General features: G+C 36.0%; 21 protein-coding genes. 11 read left to right on the top strand and 10 right to left on the bottom strand.

Going from position 1 to position 25,556, the window contains the following annotated elements; genetic code table 11:
* Position 1: 1 nt before the first annotated feature.
* Positions 2 to 1,051 carry an iron-siderophore ABC transporter substrate-binding protein gene (locus MHH88_RS01560; RefSeq protein ID WP_103977560.1) on the bottom strand — a complete coding sequence of 350 codons (1,050 nt, stop codon included), beginning with the start codon at positions 1,049 to 1,051 and terminating at the stop codon, positions 2 to 4.
* 258 nt (positions 1,052 to 1,309) lie between these two features.
* On the opposite strand from MHH88_RS01560, the gene MHH88_RS01565 reads away from it, so the two are divergent.
* Both MHH88_RS01565 and MHH88_RS01570 read left to right on the top strand, forming a co-directional pair.
* A complete protein-coding gene (locus MHH88_RS01565) occupies positions 1,310 to 1,492 on the top strand; it encodes a DUF6366 family protein (protein ID WP_069513036.1) in 183 nt (60 codons plus the stop codon).
* A gap of 337 nt (positions 1,493 to 1,829) precedes the next feature.
* Complete coding sequence (locus tag MHH88_RS01570) at positions 1,830 to 2,402, top strand: YitT family protein (protein ID WP_069513035.1); 573 nt, start codon at positions 1,830 to 1,832, stop codon at positions 2,400 to 2,402.
* A 47-nt stretch (positions 2,403 to 2,449) separates the two neighbouring features.
* Here MHH88_RS01570 and MHH88_RS01575 read toward each other — a convergent pair whose 3' ends face one another.
* Together MHH88_RS01575 and MHH88_RS01580 are read right to left on the bottom strand one after the other, a co-directional pair.
* On the bottom strand, positions 2,450 to 3,325 hold the full coding sequence (locus MHH88_RS01575; protein ID WP_069513034.1) for a DMT family transporter: 876 nt from the start codon (positions 3,323 to 3,325) through the stop codon (positions 2,450 to 2,452).
* Between the two features lie 107 nt (positions 3,326 to 3,432).
* Positions 3,433 to 4,590 carry a PucR family transcriptional regulator gene (locus tag MHH88_RS01580; RefSeq protein ID WP_339261162.1) on the bottom strand — a complete coding sequence of 386 codons (1,158 nt, stop codon included), beginning with the start codon at positions 4,588 to 4,590 and terminating at the stop codon, positions 3,433 to 3,435.
* Between the two features lie 251 nt (positions 4,591 to 4,841).
* On the opposite strand from MHH88_RS01580, the gene MHH88_RS01585 reads away from it, so the two are divergent.
* On the top strand, positions 4,842 to 5,735 hold the full coding sequence (locus MHH88_RS01585) for an EAL domain-containing protein (protein WP_069513032.1): 894 nt from the start codon (positions 4,842 to 4,844) through the stop codon (positions 5,733 to 5,735).
* Positions 5,701 to 6,651, top strand: a complete 951-nt coding sequence (locus MHH88_RS01590) for a GGDEF domain-containing protein (RefSeq protein WP_069513031.1) — start codon at positions 5,701 to 5,703, stop codon at positions 6,649 to 6,651. Before MHH88_RS01585 ends, MHH88_RS01590 begins: the two co-directional genes overlap by 35 nt.
* Before the next feature lie 203 nt (positions 6,652 to 6,854).
* Here MHH88_RS01590 and MHH88_RS01595 read toward each other — a convergent pair whose 3' ends face one another.
* On the bottom strand, positions 6,855 to 7,616 hold the full coding sequence (locus tag MHH88_RS01595; protein WP_339261165.1) for a glucose 1-dehydrogenase: 762 nt from the start codon (positions 7,614 to 7,616) through the stop codon (positions 6,855 to 6,857).
* Between the two features lie 195 nt (positions 7,617 to 7,811).
* Here MHH88_RS01595 and MHH88_RS01600 point away from each other — a divergent pair, with 195 nt between their 5' ends.
* Positions 7,812 to 9,206, top strand: coding sequence for an L-cystine transporter (locus MHH88_RS01600; RefSeq protein WP_339261167.1), 1,395 nt, complete (start codon positions 7,812 to 7,814; stop codon positions 9,204 to 9,206).
* Between the two features lie 90 nt (positions 9,207 to 9,296).
* Here MHH88_RS01600 and MHH88_RS01605 read toward each other — a convergent pair whose 3' ends face one another.
* Positions 9,297 to 10,760, bottom strand: a complete 1,464-nt coding sequence (locus MHH88_RS01605) for a methyl-accepting chemotaxis protein (protein ID WP_339261169.1) — start codon at positions 10,758 to 10,760, stop codon at positions 9,297 to 9,299.
* A gap of 703 nt (positions 10,761 to 11,463) precedes the next feature.
* Between MHH88_RS01605 and MHH88_RS01610 the strand changes: the two genes are divergently transcribed.
* Entirely contained in the window at positions 11,464 to 12,729 is a 1,266-nt protein-coding gene (locus MHH88_RS01610; RefSeq protein ID WP_069513027.1) for an MFS transporter, read from the top strand.
* A 98-nt stretch (positions 12,730 to 12,827) separates the two neighbouring features.
* Here MHH88_RS01610 and MHH88_RS01615 read toward each other — a convergent pair whose 3' ends face one another.
* From MHH88_RS01615 to MHH88_RS01625, 3 genes are all read right to left on the bottom strand, one after another.
* The gene (locus MHH88_RS01615; RefSeq protein WP_081328018.1) at positions 12,828 to 13,142 is read right to left on the bottom strand and encodes a hypothetical protein; all 315 of its coding nucleotides are present in this window, start codon (positions 13,140 to 13,142) and stop codon (positions 12,828 to 12,830) included.
* Between the two features lie 126 nt (positions 13,143 to 13,268).
* On the bottom strand, positions 13,269 to 13,823 hold the full coding sequence (locus MHH88_RS01620; RefSeq protein ID WP_339261172.1) for a DUF1273 domain-containing protein: 555 nt from the start codon (positions 13,821 to 13,823) through the stop codon (positions 13,269 to 13,271).
* A gap of 225 nt (positions 13,824 to 14,048) precedes the next feature.
* Positions 14,049 to 15,212, bottom strand: a complete 1,164-nt coding sequence (locus MHH88_RS01625) for a DUF418 domain-containing protein (protein ID WP_339261174.1) — start codon at positions 15,210 to 15,212, stop codon at positions 14,049 to 14,051.
* A gap of 103 nt (positions 15,213 to 15,315) precedes the next feature.
* On the opposite strand from MHH88_RS01625, the gene MHH88_RS01630 reads away from it, so the two are divergent.
* The 4 genes from MHH88_RS01630 (at position 15,316) to MHH88_RS01645 (ending at position 20,453) form a co-directional block, all read left to right on the top strand.
* Complete coding sequence (locus MHH88_RS01630) at positions 15,316 to 16,017, top strand: response regulator transcription factor (protein ID WP_069513023.1); 702 nt, start codon at positions 15,316 to 15,318, stop codon at positions 16,015 to 16,017.
* Positions 16,014 to 17,657, top strand: coding sequence for a HAMP domain-containing sensor histidine kinase (locus MHH88_RS01635; protein ID WP_339261177.1), 1,644 nt, complete (start codon positions 16,014 to 16,016; stop codon positions 17,655 to 17,657). The genes MHH88_RS01630 and MHH88_RS01635 overlap by 4 nt, the downstream gene beginning before the upstream one ends.
* Positions 17,658 to 18,084: 427 nt before the next feature.
* On the top strand, positions 18,085 to 19,428 hold the full coding sequence (locus tag MHH88_RS01640) for a cytochrome ubiquinol oxidase subunit I (RefSeq protein WP_339261179.1): 1,344 nt from the start codon (positions 18,085 to 18,087) through the stop codon (positions 19,426 to 19,428).
* Entirely contained in the window at positions 19,425 to 20,453 is a 1,029-nt protein-coding gene (locus MHH88_RS01645; protein WP_339261181.1) for a cytochrome d ubiquinol oxidase subunit II, read from the top strand. The genes MHH88_RS01640 and MHH88_RS01645 overlap by 4 nt, the downstream gene beginning before the upstream one ends.
* A gap of 174 nt (positions 20,454 to 20,627) precedes the next feature.
* Here the strand turns inward: MHH88_RS01645 and MHH88_RS01650 are convergent, their stop codons facing one another.
* Positions 20,628 to 21,533 (bottom strand): TetR/AcrR family transcriptional regulator, encoded by a 906-nt coding sequence (locus MHH88_RS01650; RefSeq protein ID WP_069513019.1) that lies wholly within the window; start codon positions 21,531 to 21,533, stop codon positions 20,628 to 20,630.
* A gap of 157 nt (positions 21,534 to 21,690) precedes the next feature.
* On the opposite strand from MHH88_RS01650, the gene MHH88_RS01655 reads away from it, so the two are divergent.
* Complete coding sequence (locus MHH88_RS01655) at positions 21,691 to 23,208, top strand: MDR family MFS transporter (RefSeq protein ID WP_339261184.1); 1,518 nt, start codon at positions 21,691 to 21,693, stop codon at positions 23,206 to 23,208.
* Between the two features lie 93 nt (positions 23,209 to 23,301).
* Here the strand turns inward: MHH88_RS01655 and MHH88_RS01660 are convergent, their stop codons facing one another.
* Entirely contained in the window at positions 23,302 to 25,488 is a 2,187-nt protein-coding gene (locus tag MHH88_RS01660; RefSeq protein ID WP_339261186.1) for an MMPL family transporter, read from the bottom strand.
* Between the last annotated feature and the right edge of the window lie 68 nt (positions 25,489 to 25,556).

Raw genomic sequence — 25,556 nt, forward strand, 5'->3', positions numbered from 1 at the left:
ATTATTTCAACTTTTTCGCAACATCAGAGATTAATGCTAAGTACTCGTCAATTGTATATTGAATGGATAATGGGTTTGGATTACCTGCTGCAGCTAATGGCGTATTATCAGTTATGACAATGACTGAACCATTTTGGATTGCTGGCACTTTTCCTAAAATAGGGTCAGCTTGTAGTGCAGCCAAAGTTTTTTCATCACCATATGTGATAAAAATTTCTGCATCTTTTAAAGCATCTGCATTTTCAGCACTTAATTCAATATAGAAACTAGAGTCATCTTTTACTTGCTCTTTAATACTTGGTGGGTACTCCATACCTAATTCTTCTAAAAACTCACCACGAGGATCAGCAGGCGTATAAATATAAAACTTAGATAAATCAGTTGCATTGAACGAAGCAAATACTGCTTTTTTACCTTTTAATTCAGGTAATTCATTTGCCTTATCAGCTATTAACTTCTCTGTATCAGCAATCAATTGTTTGCCTTCCTTTTCCATACCCATACCTTTTGCATTGTATAGGATTTGGTCACGCCATGAAATAACCCATGGAATTTCTGGGTATGCAACAACTGGCGCAATTTGGCTTAATGTATCGTAGTCTTCTTGTGTAATACCTGAATAGGCAGCTAAGATTACATCAGGATTTGAATCAGCAATTGCCTCAAAATCTAAACCATCCGTATCTTGATAAATATTAGGATTTTCTTCACCTAACTCTTTTAACTTGTCAGCTGTCCATGGCAGCATGCCACTATCATCCTGTACGCCGTAGTTTGCAGCAGAGAAGCCCACTGGCACAACACCAAGTGCTAATGCCACATCATGGTTTGCCCAAGCAATCGTTGCAACGCGTTCAGGTTTTTTATCAATTACAGTTTCTCCAAAAGCATGCTTAATAACGATTGGATATTGTGTATCACTAGCATCAGATTCTGGTTTTGAATCACTAGATGCAGCACCGGACTCTTTTTCTGCACATCCAGCTAAAGCTAAAGAAAAAATAGCTATAAATAACATTGTAAATAATGAAAAGTAACGCTTTGAATTCATATTAGAATGACACTCCTATTAAAAAAAATAATTGATAATGATTATCACTATCGTTTGTAGTATATAACCAATACATATATATTTCAATAGAATATTTTTTAAATTAAAAATTACCAATACTAAACATTTTTCTACTTCCTTAATTTGCATGCAATATAGTTGAATTAATGAATATTCTGATTTTATGCGGAATCGTTTGTTGGAAATGATACTATGAAAGAAGTAAGAGGAAGTTCAATTTGAAAAAGGGGGGCTTTCATGTCAGAACAAGAACGGGAAAATTTAAAAGTGAAAGAACAGCGAAAAAATCCTGGAGGCGCTTTGAACAGTGCATCTGCACAAGCGCATACCGGTTCACCTAGCAAAGGGTGTTTAGTCAATATTGGTTCGCTTGTCATGATAATCGTTATTATTTTGTTGGTAAAAGCATGTGCAAATTAAAGTTTTCAACTTATAAAAAGAGACGCTATCCTTTTGTTTGGGTAATGTCTCTTTTTTCATTATTTTCTGGCGAATAATCTTTGCTGCATCTATAGCTTCCTTCACAAGTAGTAAGTGAGACACTAAGATAGGAGGCTAGTTGACCTTCTATTTTCGTTCTAAATCCTCCTCCCTACACTTACACAATGAATGAGCATGTCACGATGTATACGTTTCAATTCTAAGAAAATTTCTAGGTGAGAAAATATTCTTTCTTGTTGTAAAGGTAATGTCCACAAACATGTTCAAATCAATTTTTTCATACTATAAGACATGCTTAGTCTCGGAGGGGGGTTGTATGTTTTTTCTGAAGAAAGGCTTGGTCATCATAATAGGTAGTATCTGTATATCATTAGGCATTAATCTATTTTTAACACCTTATCAAATACTAGACGGAGGCGTTGTAGGGGTAGCACTTATTTTGTACTATTTGTATCAACTAAAAATCGGACTTATGATTATTATTTTAAGCATTCCAATATTTGTTATCGCTTGGTTTAAATACAGAGCTTATTTCTACAATAGTGTACATGGCTTAATTGCTTCGTCTTTTATTATTGACCTGTTGAAGCCTATACGAAATATAATTCAAATCGATGCGATTTATAGTGCAATTTTTGGGGGCATTTTAGTTGGTTTTGGCATCGGTTTAATGCTTCGCTTTCAGACAAGCACTGGTGGAACAGATCTAGTTGCACAGTTTTTAAGTGATAAAACAGGCATTAATGTGGGGATTCTTATTTTTTTTATTGATTCGATTGTTATCGTTTTAGGTGGATTTCTATTATCTTCTAATACACTAATCCTTTCCATAATTACTGTGTTAGTAGTTGGTATTACGACAAGTATGATAACCAGTTATGCAAAATAAAAAATAGCTTCAGTAAACACTGAAACTATTTATAGATGAGGTTAAGGTCAGTTATTCATCATCCGCTTTTTTGGATAGGCGGGTTTTACTTCCGCAATTAAAATAGCTAATAAAATTAATACTGCGCCAATAACCATTCTGCCTGTCAGTACTTCATGCAAAAAAATTACCGAAAGCACCATACCGAAAAAGGATTCTGTTGATAAGATAATGGCTGCCTTTGTAGCCGTTGTATATTGATTTGCTACATTTTGGAAAAGGTACGCAATAGTAGTTGAAAAAATCCCTAAATAAATGATTGAATAGATAGCTTCTTTTTCAAGATTAGTAGGGATATCGCCTTGACTGACGACGACCAAGATACCCAAAACGGATGCTGTTATAAACTGCACAATGGTAAGAGCGATTGCATCTTCCTTTTGTACAAAAAGGTTTGTACAAAAAATATCGAAAGCAAAGGCAACAGCACATGCTAGAGAAAGGGCATCTCCTATATTCATTGTGAGGGAACCTTGTAATGATAAACAGCCAATTCCAACAAGCGCTATAATAGAGCCAATGATTTCGTAACCATCGATTCGGCGTTTATAGACGGCATAAGCAATAAGTGGAACAACGATTACATTAACAGCGGTTAAAAATGCATTTTTAGAGGGAGTCGTATATTGTAAACCAACTGTCTGAAGGGCAAAGGCAATATACAATATCGTGCCTAGTAAAACACCTTTCCAAACGACTGATTTTGTTGCTTTTTTTAATTTGTATCCAAAAATGACGGTTAGTATAATCGAAGCTAATATAAATCTTCCTGCCATCACTTGATAAGCAGTTAAATATTCTAGTGCAATGGCTGTAATAACAAACCCACTACCCCAAACGATAGCAGTTGTAAGCAGCATGCCATCAGCTATGTATTGTTTCATCTTTCTTCCTCCTAACTCCAATAAGAATAGCATGAGAAGGAAGAAAATATTTTGACTTTGTTTCTAAACTTTCAGGCGTTTTTTTGTACTTATTCCAAAGCGAATATTTAATCGGCTATTTTGCTATGTAATAAGTACAATTTAACGGCTGCTGATAAGCGTTCATAAAAAACATAATCATTATCTAGCGGTGCTACCAATTGGCGGATTTTTGTCATGCGATATCGGATAGTATTGGGATGGCAGAAGTGCGCAACTGCCACTTCTTTTATATTACCTTTCTTTGCAATATAGGTGATTGCGGTATTGATGAAATCAGTATCATTCTTTTCATCAAGTAAGGGCCCTAGATAGTTTTTTACATAATGCATGGCAAATTGAGGATCTTTGCGATGTAACTCAATTAGCAAGCTATCAGAACCAAGCTGAGTGTAATGACAAGTAGGAGTCATATCAATTTCTGCCATTAAGCGGGCAGCGAAAGCTTCCCGTACTGCAAGGTGAAGTGCCGTTTGTGTGATATGCACCTGGCTATAGCCAACAGTCAATTTGTCTGTAGAAATATCATACATTGTAAGCCATTCATTAAGAAATTTTTCGAATTGAAAATACTGTGATAGATTGGTCATTAAGATAAAGAGGCTATTTTTGTATTTGCAAATAACTCCTGTTTTTAATAGTGGTTCCAATTGCAAAAAAGGTTGCATCCATTGTGTATTCGATACGGCTTGCATTTGAAAATTCGCTACGAATACATATTTTTCAAACGGTTTGTTCAATTGTTGTAAAAAAGATGTGATTTGCTCTGCAGAGACATCTTCGTTAATGAGGCGTTTCATAATGGTTTCTAAAAAGAATGTATAGTCTTGCGTTTTTGCATAAGCCATTGTTTCTAAAATAATTTTTTCAAAAAATTCATCTCCACCAAATCGCAGGATTGGGAAATGATGTGCATTGGCTAATGCGAGTACCTCTTCTGGTAGATCATTATAAATAACAGGCTTATATGCTAATGCGCTTGCTTCTAACTGAATCAGATTTTTTACAGCATTTACTAAATAATCAGGCTGTTGCTTTGCAAATAATAAGCTACTAAGAATTACACTATTTGGTGTAAATATCGTTTCTCGAACAGTGTGAATATCAGGCGAAAATTCAAAATCTAGAATTTCAACATTTTGGACAGGTTTATGTAAACCATTGCTACCTGCAACGACTGTAAAATCCTTTGTAATCGGCAATTGCAAAAAGTTTTTTACGTTCATTTTGGAATCTAGCTACCTTTCCAGTAATTTATTATTAAGTATCGTACCATCATTTTAAGATAAATGAATATAGTTATTGTCTTTTATTGCAAATTTAAATGTTTCAATAGAGCCTGCGTTCATGTAATTAATTATTTTCAGTGCCAGTCACTTTTTCGGAAATCAACATCGTTCTTTTTACAACTACTTCACAGAGCGTTTACAATGAAAGCTTACAATGGATACTAATAACCAATTTAAGAGGTGCAGAAATGGAGTCTGTTGTGAGACAAAGCGTAAAGACAAGCAATTTATTCTTATATTTAAATCATTTATATGAACAGCATCAAAGCAATACTTTATATATAAAACGGTTAAAAGCATTAAATAAAATTATCGAAACAAAAGATTTACATACTTTTTTTCAGCCAATTGTGGATTTACAAACAAAACAAACAATGGGATTTGAGGCATTGAATAGACCAACGCCTTCTAATTTATTTAACAATGTCGATCAATTTTATGAATTTGTAGGGCAAACGGATTGCGTGTTTTTATTTGAATGCTTTTGTCGGAACCTATCATTGCAACGCTTCAAAGAGCGCCTTCACGGGGAGTTACTAAACGAAGATTTTATCCTATTTCTCAATATCCATCCCAATGTATTGCTGGATAAAAAATATAATAGTGGAGAGACATTACAACTATTAAAAGAGCTAGGTATTAAACCACAGCAAGTAGTCTTTGAGTTAACGGAACGTAGCGCTGTGTTAGATTTTGTAGAGTTCGAAAGGGTATTATCACATTATCGTTCGCAGGGTTATCGAATTGCAGTGGATGATATGGGGTCCGGTTATAATAGTTTAAAAACATTGATTTATTTAAAACCCGAATTTATTAAGTTGGATCGTTCGTTAATTCAATATATCGATAAAAACAGTGAGCAGCAGCAGCTTGTTACATTGCTTATGAAATATGCGGAGCAAGCTGGAACAAAAATTATAGCAGAAGGCATAGAACGGCAAGAGGAGATCAATTATTTACAAGACATTGGCATCCATTATGCACAAGGGTATGCGTTAGGGAGGCCATCAAAAGACATTCAATTGGGGGAATTAAGGGTGGATGACCATGCAGATAGGAGAAGTCACAGAAAACGTTCCTAGTATTGATGAATTTGTGAAAAACAAAGATGTAGATTTACTTTTTACAAGCAATCCATCATTGCGAAGTGTTGTTGTTGTACGAGATGGCAGTCCAATTGGACATATTACCCGCACACATTTCTATCAAAAAATTGGTACACGCTATGGCTATAATCTATTTATGGGTCGACAAAACCAGCTGATTATTAAAGAAAATCCTCTAATTGTAGATTATGACACACCTATTATCGAAGTCAGTACAGAAGCGATGGGCCGACGAGCAGAGGACCTGTACGATGATATCATTGTCATTAAAAAAGGTGTCTATTTTGGTGTGGTCAGTATTAGAGAACTGTTGTTAAAGCTTGTAGAGACGCAAGTAGCCATTGCCAGCTTTTTAAACCCACTTACAAGCTTACCTGGCAATAAATTAATAGAAGAAAAATTACAAGCGGCATTACATCTTGAAACATATAGTCTCATTTATTTTGATTTGGATCATTTTAAAACGTATAATGACACCTATGGTTTTAATAAAGGAGACAAAATTTTACTGTATTTAACAGATGTTCTCAAAAGAAATATTGCAGGTGGAGAAGATTTTTTAGGACATATTGGTGGCGATGATTTTGTTGCTATACTCCCACATTATGAAGTAGCAATCATCTGTCAAACGATTATAGAAGAATTTGATGCGCAAATTATTGATTTTTATGAGCTGGAGGATTTAGTGAAATTACAAGTTCCTAATAGAGCTGGAAAATTAGAGCGTTTTTCATGTACTTCATTATCAATTGCGGTTATTACAAACGAATACCAGCAATTTACTTCAGTTGACCAACTATCAGATGCAGTAGCACGATTAAAAAAGGAATGCAAAAAGATATATGGAAGCTGTTATCTAATTAATGACAAAGCAACCTACCTTATACATTAAATATTGAAGATGTAGGGTGAATTACCCGCGGAGCAGAAGGAATACCCGCGAAGAAGAGAGGTTTACCCGCGGAGCAGAGAGAAATACCCGCGAAAAAAGGTGAATTACCCGCGAAGAAAGGTGAATTACCCGCGGAACAAAGCAAAATACTCGCGAACAGCATTAAAACCTACCTCGTCTTATAAACGAGGTAGGTTTTTTTATTAGTAAGCACTCCAGCCAGCATCAGCTGCTAAAGCGACACCATTAATAAGGCTGGAATCTTCAGAAGCTAAAAATAGTGCAATATTAGCAATATCTGAAACTTGACCAGCTTTTGGCATAAGTTGTACACCGCGTACAGATTGTTGCATACCAAATGGGTCAACATTCGTCATGGCTGCAGCAAAGCCAGTTTCTACATGTGCGGGTGCAATCGCGTTGCAACGGATATTTTGTGAACCGTAGTGCGATGCAATATTTTTTGTCATACCTACAACTGCGTGTTTCGCTGTAGTATAAGCTAGTCCACCGCGACCGCCCGTTAATCCTGCAATGGACGCCATGTTGACAATTGTTCCACCGCCATTTTCAATGAATATTGGTAATACTTGTCGAATAGCTCGCATTACACCACTTACATTAATGTCCATGACACGTTGCCAAACTGCATCTTCGACATTCGCCGCCGCCTGCATATTGTCACCAACTCCGGCATTATTGACTAAAATATCTATACGACCAAAATGAGCAACCGTATTAGCCATCATTTTTTGAATATCTTCTTCTACCGCAACATTTACTTTGACACCAAATGCCTCAAAGCCAGCTTTATTAAACTCAGTAACAGTTGCATTTAATGCGTCCTCATTGAAGTCTGCAATAACAACTTTTGCCCCTTCTTGTGCATATTTACGCGCAATTTCTTTACCGATTCCTGCTCCACTACCTGTAACAATCGCTACTTTATTTTGCAATTTTCCCAAAATTATTTCCCTCTCTCACAATAAGTTTACTGTTAAACTAATTTGATTGTAGTCCTTTTTAGTCGTTAAATCAAAGAAATTGAACCGCTTACATTTTTAAAAATCTTAATCTTAATAAAACATACTTGAATAATAGGTATTATAGGTATATAATTCGGTTTACATTATAAATAAAACATCTTAGGAGGCTTTCTATTGTCAACTTTACAAGTCATTCTTAACGTAGCACTGTTACTTGCTTGCGTTGGAATTTTAGTTATTATGAATAAAAAACACGTGAAATTTTCAAATCGTGTTTTTGCTGGTCTAGGTTTAGGTATCGCACTAGGTCTAGGGTTGCAATTATTTTACGGTATTGACTCGGAAATTTTAGCCAAGACAACATCTTGGTACAACATTATTGGTACGGGTTATGTGAAACTGTTACAAATGGTGGCAATGCCTCTAGTATTTATTTCTATTTTGATTGCCTTTACGAAAATGACAATTGGCAAAAATTTTGGCAAAATGGCCGCTTTAATTTTAGCAATTTTAATCGGTACGACAGCAGTATCAGCAGCAGTAGGGATTCTTTCAGCAACAATATTTGATTTAGATGCTACTCAAATTATGCAAGGCGACGCTGAAACAGAGCGTGGGGCATATATAGAAGAAAAGACAACGGGCATGACTGCACCTGATTTACCAACGCAAATTATTGAATTGTTCCCAGCGAATCCATTTCTTGATTTAACAGGTGCTCGTTCGACATCTACAATCGCAGTTGTTATATTTGCAGCATTTTTAGGTTTTGCTTATTTACGTGTCGCACGTAAAGATGGAGAGATGGCTGCAACCATTAAAAAAGGCATTGATGCAGTGCATGCATTAGTAATGGGTGTTGTAACAATTGTTTTACGCTTAACACCATATGGTATTTTAGCCATTATGGCACGCACAGTCGCAACATCTGATTTCGGGGCAATTTACAACTTAGGTAAATTCGTTATTGCTTCTTACGTTGCGTTAATTATTATGTTCCTTGTTCATTTACTAATTATTTCTCTAAGCGGTCTAAACCCGTTTACGTATTTAAAAAAATCGCTTGAAACACTATTATTTGCCTTCACTTCACGTTCAAGTGCGGGGACTCTACCTATGAATATTAAAACGCAGACTGGTAGACTTGGTGTACCAGAAGGGATAGCAAACTTTGCAGGTTCATTTGGTTTATCAATTGGTCAAAACGGTTGTGCTGGTGTATATCCTGCAATGCTTGCAATTATGATTGCACCAACTGTCGGTATTAATCCATTAGATCCTGTATTTATCATGACAGTTATTGCAGTGGTTGCAATTAGTTCGTTCGGGGTAGCAGGTGTTGGTGGTGGTGCAACATTTGCAGCTATTCTTGTGCTATCAGCGCTTCATCTACCCGTTGCACTTGCCGGTATTTTGATTTCAATTGAGCCATTAATCGACATGGGGCGTACCGCTCTAAATGTAAGTGGATCAATGACAGCAGGGGTTACAACAGCACGTGTAACGAAAGAGTTGGATACAGAAATATATAATAATAAAGCTGTTAGCGCACAAGTTTCTGACTTATAGGCTTGTAAAATGAGTTTGGAAAATAACAAACATAGCAAAAAAGTGTTAGATTGATTGAAGTCAATCTAACACTTTTTCTCTTTTGTACAGTCAATAAGTATTTTTTATGTTTTCAGTGCTTTTGGCTGTGTCATCAATGTACTTTGCAATAATATGGTTGTCAGCTGTGATGTTTTCAATTGATGCATTCATTTGTTGTAAGGTTGCAGTAGCTTCCTCAATAATGGCAGCAAAATCATTTGTCGACGAGTCAACATTTTTGCTGTTTACAGCTACTTCATTTGATAAATGCTCAAATTCATCAAATTTTATTTTTAATGAATGTAAAATATTGCTTAATTGAATAAAGTTTGAATTAACTAACTTTGTAGATTCTACACTTTGATGCAATGTGTCGCTACTTCTTGTCATGTTCACCTGTGCTAATTTATTGGTTGTATTGACTTCCGTTAAATTTTCACTGATTTTGACAGTAAGATTATTCGTTAAATCCGCTAAATTTCGTATTTCTTGAGCCACAACAGAAAATCCTTTTCCAGCATCCCCAGCACGAGCCGCCTCAATCGAAGCATTTAATGCCAATAAATTTGTCTGTTCCGTTATTTGTTGAATATCATTGGCAAACTGATTTGTTTCTTCAATTTTTTCCGTTAAGGTTTTGAAGTTTTCACTTAAGTTGGATATTACATTTTGCAGACTATTCATCTCCGTTGTAAGATGATTTATTTTATTTTGGCCTTCATCCGCTAAGTTACTAGATTGAATAGAGTCATCTATTAAACGAACTGTTATGTCATTCATGGAATGGATTGCTGCTAAGTTATTTTGTGCACTGTCCGCTATTTTAGATATTTGCTCACTTTGCAACATACTACCTGATGAGATTTCATTCATGGCTAGTTGAATTTCTTCTTGCGATCTTAAACCAAATTGAACTTTTTCGTTAATTTTACTAATGCTTTCAGCAATAACGGCGATTTCGCTTTCTAAATGAAGTCTATGTTCTTCTTTTGTTTTTGCATCGGCTTCTGCGATTTCACTATATGCTTGTAACTTTTTAAATTGGTTTTGATTCATACGGATTAAGATTGTTAACAGAAATCCAATAAACAAATAAATGATAACAAAAGAAGTAATTTTTTCACTAGCAAATTCAGGTTTAGGGAAGAGATAAATTAAACCAAGCGTTATAAACCCTAGACTATAGCCAATACTAAATATTTTGGTATTAAATTGAACAGCAGAAAAGATAGCAAAGAAAAAAATTGAAAGAGCAGTGGATAATTCCCCACCATAAATCATGACTAAACCAATATTAAAGACATTCATAATGATCACGATCAAATAGGGGAAGACATACTCTTTTTGATAACGATTACTGACTATATATAACAATGGATAAAAAATAATTTGAAAGCTATAAAAAAAGATAATCCAAAAATCTGGTTTTAAAGATAATGTGCCGAGTAAACCTAAAATTGTTGAAGCTAAATAAGTAAAAAGCATCAGCTTATTTTTATTTTTCAAGTCCATTAATTGTAATTGCTCAATCATATTGCACTAAAGACCTCCTGTTTAATTTATTATTTTAAAATAGTAATTAAGTGGAATGTTTATCTTTAAACTAGTTATTAGAATTGATTATAGTTATTTTAACTGGAAGTAGTAAAGTATTATTTTCAATTTTTACCGATGTTAGTTAGAACTACCTACGTAATCAATTTTGAAATTGTAAAAAAATTTTCAAATAGAGGGAAAATGTTATGTCAAGTATTTCTCGTTCAATAAATAAATTTTCTGTGAAATTAATTAATTTAATATTAAACAGTTTAATGTTAAAATAAATTGCAGGTCACAAAAGTTTCACAATTATTGGAGGTGTTTATGTGGGGAGAAAGCAGGATAAAGTCTAATATAACGCGGTTTTAGAGGATAAATGGTCAACTGCGAATTCGCTTGCAGAAATGTGAAAAGTAAGCTACCGCAGATTTAATAAAAAGAAAGTAGTAGCTTTTTAGAGGCAATCTGTGTACAAGAATTCCTCAGCATTTGTTCTTTTAAACAATGAAGCCGATCATTCTTTTTATGAAGTAGTTCTTACTTGAACCATGTGCATAAGCTTAGGCTAATGGACAAGTTAAGTAATGTAAATATACAACAAAATAAATCATGGCATATGTGCCAATTTGTAGCTAAATGGCGAATTTTGGCGTTTTATGTAAAACAAAGTCGTTTATATAAAAGGAGAAAAAGGGAAATGAGTGCTAATAAGAAAAGGTTTCACTTTGCATGGCTAGTATTACTAGGTTTATGTATTTCAGTTGGTTTAGCTAAGTCGGGATTAAACAGTTCGGCAGGACTATTCCTATCACCCGTATCTGAAGACATTGGTGTAGGTCTTGGAAATTTAACGTTATATCTAAGTATTTCATCTATCGTTACAATGGTATTTTTACCGATTGGTGGGAGATTAATGGCGAAGTATGATACCCGTATTTTACTTAGCGTTGCTATTATTTTACAAGCGGGTGCCTTTGCTTTATTCGGTATGATGAACTCTGTATGGGGATGGTATATCCTTGCAATGCCATTAGCTATTGGTGGCGTATTAATTACAGTATTAGCAGGACCTGTATTAGTCAATCAATGGTTTAAACAGCGCAGTGGACTAGCTTTAGGTATTATTACTGCTTCTGGAGGTTTGATCGGAGCGTTTACACAACCTTTAATTGGTAACTTAATTGCCACTCAAGGTTGGCGAAGTGCTTATATTATTGTAGGTGTAGCAGCGATTATTATTATCGTACCAACAATTATTTTATTTTTAAGAAAATCACCACAAGAAAAAGGATTATTACCTTATGGTGCAGCGGACAATAACAATGTAGAGAAGAAAGTAGAAACAGATACTAGCAATACCGGAATCTCGTTTGCAGATGCTAAAAAGTCTTTATCATTTTTATTGTTAATTTTGTTCTTCTTTATTATTACGTCAATAGCAAGTTTTTCAATCCATATTCCAACGTATCTTGTAAATCAAGGATTTAGTGTGAAGTTTACTGGTAATGTGATGGCTGCTTTAATGGTTGGTGTATTGTTAGGGTCAATTATTTTCGGGTATTTAATTGATAAAATTGGTGCTAAAAATACAACCGTTATCGCCATGTCGATTGGCTTAGTGTCTATGATTTTATTGCTCTTCTTTGTTGAAAGTACAATTGCAATCGTTGTAGCTGTTGGCCTTTTCGGATTTGTCACAGCTTGTATAGGAACATTAGCGCCTGCTATTACTTCTGCCTTATTTGGTAATAAAAATTACAGTCAAATCTATTCGACCGTTTCAATTGGCTTGGCAGTAGCGGGTATTATTGCACTTCCAGCCTATGGTTATATTTTTGATTTCACAGGAAGCTACACAGCTGTTTTATACATTATTGTAATCATGTTAATCATTAATATTGTTTCTGTCTTAGTTGCTTTCCGCAATAAAGAAAAAATGGTGCAAAACGGACTGTGGAAATAAGATATTAATTGGCAAACTAAAAACTACGCCTAACTTGCTAGACAAGTCATGGTGTAGTTTTTGTTTTCAGGATAATTGTTTGAGTGACTGGCACCCAGTTAAATAATTTTTACATAAAAGTCTTTGCCGTTTATAATGTCAGTTAATTCAATGTTGTAATGCGTTTTATAGTAATCATAAATATTGCGTGCTAAACCGGAGTGTCCATTTAAATAAGTTCCCTTTTTAACTTCTTTCCGTGGATTGTGAAAATCAAAATATAAGCGCGAATCGTGGCACATTGAATTTAAAATGGCTTTAAATTCCTGTTCCTCAATATGAATTCCTCGCGTATATTGGCACTCTCGGCGATACGTATCGTGTGAGACATTCACAGGTGAAGACTCAAGGGTCATTTCGATTTTTCTATTCAAATGACAACAGCTCCTTTCAAGATTCATTACTATTCTCTCTATTATAAAATTGTCAGAAAATTATATCAATATTTATCTATAGTAAAGAATTAAGAAATGTAACTTGTAGGGGAGGGATAGGGTAATTTACCAATCTTGCTGTTGCATTTCCTCTGCAATTACTTGAAGATCATAGGAATTGATGGTTAGAAGCGTATAGTCGTGGGTTTCCATATATTTTTCTGCCAACCGCTTGATATACTTCGGAGAGCCCTCGTTTTCTTCATCATAAACAAGCAACAAACCGTCCGAATTTTGAATAATAAACTTGTCTTTCTCTGTAAACTGCCAAGGAGCCTCATACGGCTTTTTTGTCACACTCGTTACAAAGTCTGCTTGCGCTACTAGTGATAAATACTTTTCTTGTTTCATTTCTTGCCAATTTTTTTCTTGCTCTAAAAAGGGTGTGATAACTGCATATTTTAAGTCAGGAAATTCCTCTTTTAATGTTAAGACAACCTCCACGCTCCATGTTTCAACACCTTGCTGCCCGCTAATAATGACCCATTCTAAACCTTCATCTATTAGATTTCTTAAGCGATTTTCTAAAGCTTTTTTGATAATAGGGATACCAGGATGTTTATCATTAAAAATGCCTAGTTCATGTGGTTTGTAGCCTGTTATAATCATTCGCTGAAGCACTAAAACGCCCCCTAAGCTGTTTGTATGTATCAAGTATACAGCAGGGGACGGATGAACACGAATGACAAATCCAGTTGGTATCAATGTAATGTTTTCTTATATTTATTTTACGGTTGTTCCCAAGAAAATAATGACGCTTAAAATGCAAAAATTGTTAAGACTACAGTTGCTGTTGCGCAAATGCCAAGAAACCACCAAGTGTCTGAGAAATCCTCTTTCGTTTCACTATTCATAGGATTTACTTCCTTTCTGTTTAATGCGTCCATTCCAAGACCAATTTGTCCATATACGGAGCAGCGCTTCAAATGGACCCCGTTTAAATTTCTTTAAATAAACAATGCTTAAAATGCATTGCAAGCTATATACTGCAATTCCCAAAATAACGCCGCCAAACACGCCCAATTTGCCAAATAAGCCGAGTCCATAACCGTAAAACACGGTCGTACAAATCACCGTTTGTAATAAATAATTGGTTAGCGATAATTTCCCCACGCTTTCAAAAGCGGTAGACAGACGTTGAATAGGTCGAGAATGAAATAGTAGAGCAGCCAAACAAATATAACCAACAGCTAACACCATTGAGCCACCTACAAGCAACATAGTAGAAAATGGGCTATCTATAAAACTAATACTTTTACAAGTAATGCCTATTGGTACAAATAATGAGCCAAGGATATACCATTTCTTTTCATCTTGCATATGTTCAAAAGCATGATTTTTCGCTAGCCCCATGCCTAAAAGAAATAATGGTGCAAAAAATAATGGCGCAAAAATGATTATGAAATAGATCATAAGTGGGTCATCTACGTCAGGAGGCATGACGTTTAATCGAAAGTCGTAAATTTCTTGATAGCTACCATTCGCATAGGTGGTATTTGCTTTATCAATATATACGGCCATTTTTTTTTCTTCTTTTTCTGTTGTTTCGTCTGAACCATATGTTAAAGCGGTTGCCAATACAAATAATACGCTAGCCCAAATAAATAATGTTTTTGGTTTGCGATTTATGAATGGAATTAAAAATAATGTCATAATTCCATAAAACAGTAAAATGTCACCTTCCCATAAAAACGTAGAATGAATAAATCCAAGTGTGATTAATCCCGTTGCCCTACGTAAAATGGACCAGCGACTTTTCCCTTTTTTATTACGGATTGACTGTATAAATTTAATAAGAGAAAAACCGAACAGCATTGTAAATATGGGCATAAAAGAACCTTCGATAAAAATTTTTACAAAATATAACGCCCCTGTATCGAGAGTCGATAGATGTTCTAGTTTTTCTTTTCCATAAATGCCGAACTGAAAAATAAGCAAGTTGGCCATTAAAATACCAAATAAACTAAATCCACGCATTGCATCGATGAAGCGTACACGATTTGCTATCATTGCCTTTTAACTCCTTTATTGGTTAACTTATATATAGTGTAGTTGGTAAAGCTTATAGTGAAATAACGACTACCTTAAAGTAATCTTAAAAGTAGGTGACAGGGTGCAAGAAGCGGCGATATTTGTGTTAGAGGATGAACGTGCGATTGCGGAAATGATCGAAATTATTTTAAGAAAAGAAGGTTTTGAAAACATTACGTTATGCACGACGATAGAAGATGGAAAAAAGGCGATTGAGCATAATGTTTTTGATTTTTATTTATTAGATATCATGCTACCAGACGGTAGTGGGCTTGATTTGGCGGAAGTTATTCGAAAGCAAAGTGATGCACCGCTATTTTTTTTAACAGCCAAGAGCAGTGATGCAGATAAACTTCGAGGGTTTATGAATGGCGCAGACGATTATATTACGAAACCGTTTAATCCGCTTGAGCTAGTAGCAAGGGTAAAAGTCCAATTTACTCGATATATGAAGCAAAAGAATGTATCTGGAAGTCACGTTTACACATGTAGCCGTTTTACTTTTGATATAGATGCAGCAGAAATAACTGTAGACGGAAAAAAAGAATTGATTAGTGGTCGTTTATTTTACTTATTGAAGTATTTATGTGAAAACGAGGGGCAAGTATTATCGAAAGAACAAATTTATGAACGTGTGTGGGGCGATTTTTTATTTGACGATAATACGGTAATGGTTCATATTCGCAAGTTACGTGAAAAAATAGAAAGGAATCCTGGTAAACCAACTTGCATTATTACGGTAAGAGGGATTGGCTATAAATTAGTTGGAGATGATCAAGTATGAAGCCGGCAGGGAAATTATCACTGCGTTTTGTATCCTACTTTATCATATTTTATTTACTTATCATTTTGGGCTTCATTATTAGTTTAGTGGTTTTTGGACTTTTTATAAATGAACGAGTCGGTGATAACATCCATACGATGAGTTCTTTTGAAATTGAAGATAATGCAATTGTGAAAAATGGTAAATCCGTAAAAATAGCCGATTTCTTAGAAAAACGCGCAGAGGAAAATGTAGGGCAGTTATATTTATTGAACAATGCCATGGAAATTGTCGATTATACAGGGGATAGTTGTGAGCTGTGTAGCATGACGGACCGTGAAATTATGGCGCTTAAACGTCCAGGCATGCATACGTGGGAAATACCCAAATACTATTTGTTGTTTTTACCTACATCGCCTCTGCAGCCTATGTTCAATGAGGTCTTGCAGGTGATTCGTGAAAAGAAAGAATTCCCTTCGGAGCTACTCGAACGCTTACAAGCTAATCAGATTGCGATTGAAATTTATAATGAGCGTTGGAATCGTGTAAAGGTAATCGGGGAGCATTATAAGAAATTGCATAAGCCGCAGTTGCTAGATGAAAAATATGATATTTTTGAGCAAGCCGAGCTTAGGCAAAGTACGTCATTAGAAGATGGTTCAACGCTAATAGTACGTATGCCAAACCCCTCCTATAAGCCATTTGAAGAGCCTTTTAATAAAGCAATGATTTTATTTGTGTCCATATTTTTTGGCGGGCATAGTATTTTGTTGGTAGGAATTATTTTGTTATCCATGAGCATTTCACGTCAATTTGTACGGCCCCTTGTATATGTAATCTCTCGTATTGAACGACTAACGCAGTTCGATTATCGGGAAGTAAGTGATAATAAAATCCATCATCAAAAGACGGGGAAATTGAAAAGGAAATTTAAATTATTCCAACCTGTTGATGAATCGCTTAATCATTTATCTGAACGCCTTGCTTCAAATGAAAGACAAATCCAGCAATCAGAGCAACTACGCGAGGAATGGATAACGGGTTTATCGCATGATTTAAAGACACCATTGAGCTCGATTTATGGGTATTCCACGATGCTTGCTTCCGAAGAGTATGAATGGACGAAAGAAGAGATGCGAATATTCGCGAATACAATGCGTGAAAAAGCAACCTATATGGACTTACTTATACAAGATTTAACGTATTCTTATCAACTAAAGAATAAAGCAATCCAGCTCGAGAAAGTATCATTAGCACTTGCCACATGGTTACCCCAATTTGCAGATGAACAAGTATCAATCAAAGTATATGGGGACGTTATGCTTGAAGCCGATGAGCTTTTATTAAAGCGCATATTAGATAATTTAATTACCAATGCTAAAAAATACACACCTGAAGGTACGAAGGTTCTTGTAGAGGCTCAAAATATAGACAAAGGCATTAAGTTAACGATTACAGACCAAGGACCAGGTATTCCACAAGATGAATTAGACAATCTTTTTGAACGCTATTATCGTGGTACAAATACAACAGATGATGCAACGGGCACAGGTCTTGGCTTAGCCATTACAAAACAACTGATTGATTTGCATAATGCAACAATATGCGTACATTCTGATAACAATGGTACTGTCTTTGAATTGAAATTTCTTGAAAAATAAAAAATTGCCCTTATGATAATCAATGTTTAATCATACAGAAGTTTTTTAATTATCAGGGGTGGGACTATTCATTAGATGATGACACCAACAAAATATGAATGCAGAAGATTACTCGTTTTGGGAGTAATCTTTTTTTATGTAAATAGAAAGTTTGATGCCATTCACAAAGTTGTCAATGTCGTTTTTTTATAGTGGAAAACCCCTATATTTCTAAAAAGTTGGGTTGCTTATACTGGTGGCATAGAAGAAAAAGGAGATGCAATTTTATGAGGAATCAAAGGGTTGATTCGTATGGTAAATAAACAACAAAATCGTATTGCATATAAATCCCAAGAGAAAAAGTTAATACTTATTAGTTTTATAGTTGCTGGGATAATGTTGATGTCTATTATAGGGAGAATATTTAGTAGCTAGGAGATGTATAAATATGAATGATTCAGCTGTATTTTGGAGCCGTGCCTTAACCGAATTAACATTATCTTTCCATATTATTTATGCAACAATTGGTGTTGGTATACCGCTGATGATTATGATCGCTCAATGGGTTGGGATTAAAAATAAAGATGAGCATTATTTATTACTCGCTCGACGTTGGGCACGGGGATTTGTTATTACAGTAGCAATTGGCGTTGTGACAGGAACTGCAATTGGCTTGCAACTTTCTTTATTATGGCCAAACTTTATGGAATTAGCTGGTCAAATTATCGCTCTACCACTATTTATGGAAACGTTCGCGTTTTTCGTTGAAGCCATTTTTTTAGGGTTGTATTTGTATACATGGGATCGCTTCAAAAATCCGAAGAGACATTTACTATTATTAGTACCAGTAGCCATTGGTGCTTCTATGTCAGCAGTATTTATTACAATCGTGAATGCCTTTATGAATGCACCGCAAGGATTTGATATTGTGGATGGGGAACTGATTAATATTCAGCCCGTACTAGCCATGTTTAATCCGGCAATGCCGACAAAGGTAGCGCACGTTTTAGTAACATCTTATATGACGGCAGCTTTTTTATTAGCTTCCATTGCTGCCTATCGCATGCTACGAGGGTCTGCGCACGTATATCATAAAAAAGCGCTGTATTTACTAATGAAATTAGGGTTAGTCTTTTCACTGGCAGCACTTGTAGTAGGAGACTTTTCAGGCAAATATTTAGCGGAATATCAACCTGAAAAATTAGCAGCAGCAGAATGGCATTTTGAAACGGAAGAAGACGCTTCCCTTGTTTTATTTGGTGTATTGGATGGAGAAGACATAAAATACGCTATTAAAATACCTTATGCTTTAAGTGTATTAGCGCATAATAATCCGTTTGCAGAAGTGACAGGGCTTGATCAATTTCCGAAAGATGAACAGCCACCACTCTATATTCACTATTTATTCGATGTAATGGTGATGATTGGCACGTTATTAATTGTAGTGGCAGCTGTTTATGTTCTTGGTAAATGGCGAAATTGGCAATTTGTTTCGTCTAAACTATTTAAAAGAGTAATTGTTGCAGGTGGTCCACTTGCACTTATTGCAATAGAAGCGGGCTGGTGGTTAGCAGAAGTAGGGCGACAACCATGGATTTTAAGAGGGTATATGAAAACATCGGAAGGTGCGACTACGAGTGGGCAAGTAGATACGATGTTAATTCTATTTGCGGGCTTATATATCGTTTTAGCAATTGGTAGTATCATAGCGCTTATTCGGATGTTCCGTGACAATCCAATTGAACGTGAACTTGCAGAACATAAATTAGTTGAAGGTTGTGAAGAACCATGAGCTTAGAAGTTTTGGGCATCTCTGTACTATGGTTATTTCTCTTTGGTTATGTCATCGTTGCATCTATTGACTTTGGGGCAGGCTTTTTTAACGCCTATAGTGTCATGATTGGGAAAGATCATATTTTATCACAAGTGATAAAACGCTATTTATCACCAGTGTGGGAAATTACAAATGTTTTCTTAGTTTTTTTCTTTGTAGGTATTGTTGGTTTCTTTCCGCAATCAGCTTACTATTATGGAACAATTTTGCTAGTACCCGTAAGTATTTCTCTAATTTTAATTGCAATTCGGGGCAGTTATTATGCATTTGAATCTTATAGTGCAAAAAGTGGACACATTGGCTATAAGCTAATGTACGGTGTCACTGGTTTATTTATCCCAGCATCACTTTCCATTGTATTAACGATTTCCGAGGGTGGATTCGTAACAATGGTAAAGGATCAGCCTCATTTGGAAATTGCGAAACTTTTTACTAGTCCATTAACTTGGTCAATCGTGTTGTTAAGTGTTGTAGCGGTTCTGTATATTTCCGCAGTATTTTTAACTTGGTACGGTAAAAGAGCGAACGATGAACACGCTTCCGATTTAATGAGAAAATATGCACTTGGCTGGTCAATTCCACTTGTTGCAAGTGTTATCGGGATTATGGTGGAATTAAAGGGACACAATCCTGCGCATTATGAAAATATGCTGAATTTATGGTGGCTATTCGCCATGTCAGGTGCTCTTTTTATCATGACTCTAATTCTTTTAGGTGCTAAGAAAAAATATGGGCTGGCCGTTATATTATTGGTCGTGCAGTTTGGCTTCGCCTTTTTCGGCTATGGTATTTCTCATTATCCTTACTTGTTGTACCCATATTTATCGGTTCATGATAGTTTTACAAATGAATCGATGGCGATAGCATTGGTCATTGCCTTTATTGGTGGTCTTGTTTTACTCATACCTTCACTTTATTTAGTGATGAAATGGTTTGTATTTGATCGTGATTATGCTTGTGGTAAACGGAATCACCACGTATAGGAGGTTTTACAGTGAATCAATTTATTATTTTTTATGCACCGTTTCTAGTGGTTGCTTTAAGTATTATAATTGGCTTCTGGGTAGGCCCGAAAGACCGTAAAGTAAATCGTTAAAATTGTTTGGGTGACTGGCACCACTAAAACCCCCGATTAGCATGCTAATCGGGGGTTTTGATTATCTTTTACATTGCTCTGATGGTTGTTGCATTTTTACATAGCGCCATAAACTATTGGCAATATCGCGTGCTTCAGCAGCATGTTCCGTTCCAACGAATGCTTTTCTGAAAGGAGTGAGCAATGATTCGATAATAAAGAGTTTTGGTTTTTGTTGCTGCAATTCCTCTAAAAGAAATGTTGCATATTCAAAACCTTCAAGCGTGTCATGCTCTGACAGCCCTTTAGTAAAGCCTGCTAATTGGTCAATGACGACATCTTTACTTACTTGTTGATAATTAATTACGTTTTGTATCGCGTTAAACATTTCAGCGCTTATAAGGACTTCATTGGATTCAAGCATGGTAGGTATAATGACACTTATATTGCGCAATGCTACCCGTACAATGGCTTCGCGATTTATATATTTGTAGTCCGCTATTAGGACTGCACGTAAGGACAGGTTCACCATCCCCAATGTTTGTACGGCACATTCATAGCTCATCGGTCTAATTTCTTCACCAAAAACCTGTACAAGTCGATTGGCAAGCCACTCTAATTCTTGTAAGTGATAATTCAAAAGGATTTTTTTAAGTTCACTATCCCGTGAATGGAAAATCGACTCGAAAATTTGTACGAGGTTATGCTCGCGATTGACATGCATCAACACAGCCACTTGCTGTGTTAATATTTCTAAATCAGTGGGATCCTTTCCATAAAGAAGCTCGTGTCGACGATTACTAGCCTCCTCGCGCCCCTCATCCAATATGGCAATCAAACATTCATTTTTAGAAACAAAATGATTATAAAAAGTGCCCTTTGAAACTTTGGCCGCACTAATAATATCGTTAATGGACGTATCTAAAAATCCTTTTTCTATAAAAAGTTCCCGAGCTGCAGTAATTATTTGTCTTTTTCTTTTATTCATGACCTCACCTTTTTAAAGTTATTATACTAGTATTCTACAATGTAAACGCTGTTATATCAACGTTTTGAAATTTTTTAATCTTAATTCTTGAAAAAAGTAGACTGCGAGTATAAAATAAGTTTTATCGTAAACAACAAGAGAGAATAGAGGGATATAAATGAATAATGACTTAACAATGAAAAAGCCCCCTTATGGCATGATTGCTATTTTGTTCGTGGGTGCTTTTGTTGCTTTTCTTAACAACACATTGTTAAATGTTGCGTTGCCAACAATCATGAAAGATTTTGGTATTACGTATGCAAAGGTACAATGGCTTGCAACTGGATATATGCTGGTCAGCGGTATTTTAGTACCTGCATCAGCATTCTTTGTGACGCGCTTTAAAAATAGACATTTATTTATTACGGCGATGTCTATCTTTACGATAGGTACAATTATGGCTGGCTTTGCTCCAAACTTTGGCATGTTACTTGCAGGTCGTATGGTGCAAGCGGCAGGGGCTGCTAGTATGTCACCATTATTAATGAACGTCATGCTAACTAGCTTCCCAAAAGAAAAACGTGGAGCGGCAATGGGTATTTTCGGTTTAGTTATGATTGCTGCACCAGCAATAGGTCCGACATTATCTGGTTATATCGTTGAACATCATGATTGGCGTATGTTGTTCCAAATGATTATACCATTTGCCATTATTAGTCTACTATTTGGTATTTGGAAATTAGACAATGTCATGGAAACACGTGAAGTACACTTAGATGTTCCTTCTGTATTATTATCGACAGTAGCGTTTGGTGGAATTTTATACGGTTTCAGTACGGCAGGTGACAAAGGATGGTCGAGTCCTTGGGTATACGGTACGATTGTAGTTGGCTTTGTTGCTTTAATTATTTTTATCTTTAAGCAATTACGTATGGAACAGCCTTTACTAGAATTACGTATTTACAAATATCCTATGTTTGCATTAAGTTCTGCGATTTCCGTAATCGTTTCAATGGCGATGTTCTCGGGGATGATTTTAACACCTGCGTATGTACAATCAATTCGTGGGATTGAACCATTCGAAGCAGGTTTAATGATGCTTCCTGGTGCCCTTGCAATGGGGATTATGTCTCCGATTACTGGTAAACTTTTCGATAAATTTGGACCGCGTATATTAGCGATAATCGGTCTAACAATAACAACAATGGCTACTTTCGGCTTAACAAAATTAGCGATGGATTCTAGTTATACATTTATCGTATCGATGTATACAATTCGGATGTTTGGTATGTCGATGGTTATGATGCCAATTATGACAAATGGTTTAAACCAATTACCACAGATGATGAATCCACATGGTACAGCTATTAATAATACTTTGCAACAAGTAGCTGGAGCTATTGGTAGTGCGGTATTAGTTACATTTATGAATAACCGTACAAAATCAACAGCAGAAGATTTAATTGCAGAGGCTAAAGCACATGCAGCTCAATCTGGTGCTGCACCAACAGCGGAGCAAATGCAACAAATGAAAGAGCAAATTATGCAAACAGCTTTACTAGACGGCATTACACATTCTTTCTTAATCGCTGCTTTTGTGACGGTTCTAGCACTAATACTAGCGTTCTTCTTAAAACGTGTAAAAGTTGAAAGTGCGGCAGCTACAATGGATTTAAAAAAACCAACAAATTCATAAGATAGACAAAGAAATCCCACCGCTCAAACTGTCGGTGGGATTTTTATTATTTTGTATTGTTAAATGCTAAATTGTTTGAGTGCCTGTCACCATTTAATGACCTTTTTTAAAGAGTGCTCCTGGCCAGAATGCATATTTGCCAAGCACCGTAGTAATGGCTGGTACAAGTAAAGGTCGTACGATAAACGTATCCAGTAATATACCAATAGCCGTTACAACACCGAATTGTACAAGGACTTGAATTGGTAATGTAGCAAGCACTGCGAACGTACCTGCTAAAATGAGTCCAGCAGATGTAATAACACTACCTGTATGCACAACGCCTTCCTCTACTGCTGTTAAATGGTCCTTCGTTTTTCGTTTCTTCCAAATCTCTGAAATCATGAAAATATTATAATCCTCACCAAGTGCCACTAAAAATACAAAGGCATATAGCGGGATAGAGCCTGAAATTGCCTCTGCACCCATGACATGATGCAAAATAAGCCAGCCAGCGCCAAGCGCACCAAAGTAAGAAATAATTACTGTAGCAAGCAGATAAACAGTTGCTGTTACTGAACGTAAATAAACAAATAATAATAATGCGATTAAAGCAATCATTGTCGGCATGATAACAGATTCATCGCGCTCGGTAATTTGCTTTGTATCATATTGGCTTGCTGTTTCGCCACCAAGCCATACGTGTGAGTCAGCATCTTTTAAACCAGAATCTTTAAGAAGCTTAACAACTTCAGCCTTTAATTCAGGGATATGCTCTAAAGACTCTTGTGCATATGGATTGGCATTCAATGATAATTCATACAATTGTATCGAATTATTTTTCGTACCAATTTGTACATCAGACACATTATCGATATATGGAATTTTTGTAAGCTGTTGTTGTAAATTAACATCCGAGCCTTGCGTATCAATTACTAGCTGAACAGGTGCCAGTTCGCCAGGTGAAAAATTCTCTTCTATTAAAGTAAAGCCTTCACGTGATGGCATATCTTCTGGGAAAGAAGATAATAAGTCGAAAGTATATTGAATGCGTGGTACAAAGGCCGCTAAGCCACCAAGGAGCAAGACAGTGACTGCAATAACAATCCATGGCTTATGCGTTACAAAATGTCCAATTTTATGACTCACTTTATGGGAAGGTTTATGCTGTTTTTTGCCCTTTGCTTTTGCCATTTCTTCTGTACGTGGCGTGAATGGGAAAAAGGCTACTCGCCCTATAACGACAAGAATTGCTGGCAAAACAACTAGTGCAGCAATGCCCATTATCAATACGCCAAAGCTAAATGGCACTGCGAAGCGTTGGAAGGAGCCATAATGGGCAAGACTAAGTGTAGCTAAACCAATAACAACGGTAAGGGCACTCATCATAATAGCGCCACCCGATTCTTTCACAGCGAGCTTCATCGCTGTCGCTTTATCTTCAACGTCAAGTAAAATTTCACGGTATTTTGAAATTAAAAATAAGCAATAGTCCGTACCAGCACCAAATAATAAAACCGTCATGATGGATACAGCTTGTGAATCTTTGTCAATCCATCCTTGCTCTGCAAAGAAACCGAGTGTTGGACTAATAACACCATAGGCAAGCCCTACAACAATTAAAGGAATAATGGCAAGTAATGGCGAACGATAAATTAGAATTAATAACACTAATACAAGCAGGACAGTTGCTATCATTAGTTTTACATCAGCTTGTGAAAATAAGCTAACAGCATCCGTTGCAATACCGACTGGTCCAGAATAGCGAACATGTAGTGCGTCGCTTGATAAATCTTGATCCAGTTGAACATTGTTTGAATCCATTGTTTTTGATAATGTATCTAGACTTTCTTGTAAAACATCTGTGGCAACATCTTTTTCAAAGAAAACAGGTGTGACAATTGTAGAACCGTTGTCAGATGCAGATGCTGATAAAGCCTGTGGTGGCATTTTATCGTATGGTGGAACTAATGTTTGATGCTCTAAAGGGTTGCGATTTAGCTCTGCATAAACCTTTTGGATAGCTCCAAAATCAGCTGGTGTTAGGCCGCTTTCTCTATGCCAAACGAGTAATAAAGGTGTACCTGCATCATTTGGGAATTCTTCAGCAATAATGGCTGCTGCTTGCTCGGACATTTCGGTGTCAGGCAAGTTTTTACCCGTTTCACTTTCGATGCTATTAATTTGCGGCCAAGCAAACGAAAGGACGAGAACAAGTAATACCCAGCATCCAAGTGCAAGAAAACGCCCTTTTTTACTGGATACCATTGAGCCCCATTGCTCAAGTGGATGTTTTTTCATTGGAAAACCTCCGTTTCATGTAATGTACACTAATTATATATACTAGAAGGTTAATTAATCAATACAGA

Origin of the sequence: Lysinibacillus sp. FSL K6-3209, assembly GCF_037976175.1 — a bacterium.
Lineage (GTDB): Bacteria > Bacillota > Bacilli > Bacillales_A > Planococcaceae > Lysinibacillus > Lysinibacillus sphaericus_D.

Bases quoted from the DNA above. Each gene is read 5' to 3' on its own strand.
- MHH88_RS01655 (WP_339261184.1), top strand. From the start codon at position 21,691: ATGAATAATGACTTAACAATGAAAAAGCCCCCTTATGGCATGATTGCT.
- MHH88_RS01580 (WP_339261162.1), bottom strand. From the start codon at position 4,590: ATGAACGTAAAAAACTTTTTGCAATTGCCGATTACAAAGGATTTTACA.
- MHH88_RS01650 (WP_069513019.1), bottom strand. From the start codon at position 21,533: ATGAATAAAAGAAAAAGACAAATAATTACTGCAGCTCGGGAACTTTTT.
- MHH88_RS01565 (WP_069513036.1), top strand. From the start codon at position 1,310: ATGTCAGAACAAGAACGGGAAAATTTAAAAGTGAAAGAACAGCGAAAA.
- MHH88_RS01660 (WP_339261186.1), bottom strand. From the start codon at position 25,488: ATGAAAAAACATCCACTTGAGCAATGGGGCTCAATGGTATCCAGTAAA.
- MHH88_RS01590 (WP_069513031.1), top strand. From the start codon at position 5,701: ATGCAGATAGGAGAAGTCACAGAAAACGTTCCTAGTATTGATGAATTT.
- MHH88_RS01560 (WP_103977560.1), bottom strand. From the start codon at position 1,051: ATGAATTCAAAGCGTTACTTTTCATTATTTACAATGTTATTTATAGCT.
- MHH88_RS01625 (WP_339261174.1), bottom strand. From the start codon at position 15,212: ATGATAGCAAATCGTGTACGCTTCATCGATGCAATGCGTGGATTTAGT.
- MHH88_RS01645 (WP_339261181.1), top strand. From the start codon at position 19,425: ATGAGCTTAGAAGTTTTGGGCATCTCTGTACTATGGTTATTTCTCTTT.
- MHH88_RS01635 (WP_339261177.1), top strand. From the start codon at position 16,014: ATGAAGCCGGCAGGGAAATTATCACTGCGTTTTGTATCCTACTTTATC.
- MHH88_RS01640 (WP_339261179.1), top strand. From the start codon at position 18,085: ATGAATGATTCAGCTGTATTTTGGAGCCGTGCCTTAACCGAATTAACA.
- MHH88_RS01575 (WP_069513034.1), bottom strand. From the start codon at position 3,325: ATGAAACAATACATAGCTGATGGCATGCTGCTTACAACTGCTATCGTT.
- MHH88_RS01610 (WP_069513027.1), top strand. From the start codon at position 11,464: ATGAGTGCTAATAAGAAAAGGTTTCACTTTGCATGGCTAGTATTACTA.
- MHH88_RS01605 (WP_339261169.1), bottom strand. From the start codon at position 10,760: ATGATTGAGCAATTACAATTAATGGACTTGAAAAATAAAAATAAGCTG.
- MHH88_RS01585 (WP_069513032.1), top strand. From the start codon at position 4,842: ATGGAGTCTGTTGTGAGACAAAGCGTAAAGACAAGCAATTTATTCTTA.
- MHH88_RS01570 (WP_069513035.1), top strand. From the start codon at position 1,830: ATGTTTTTTCTGAAGAAAGGCTTGGTCATCATAATAGGTAGTATCTGT.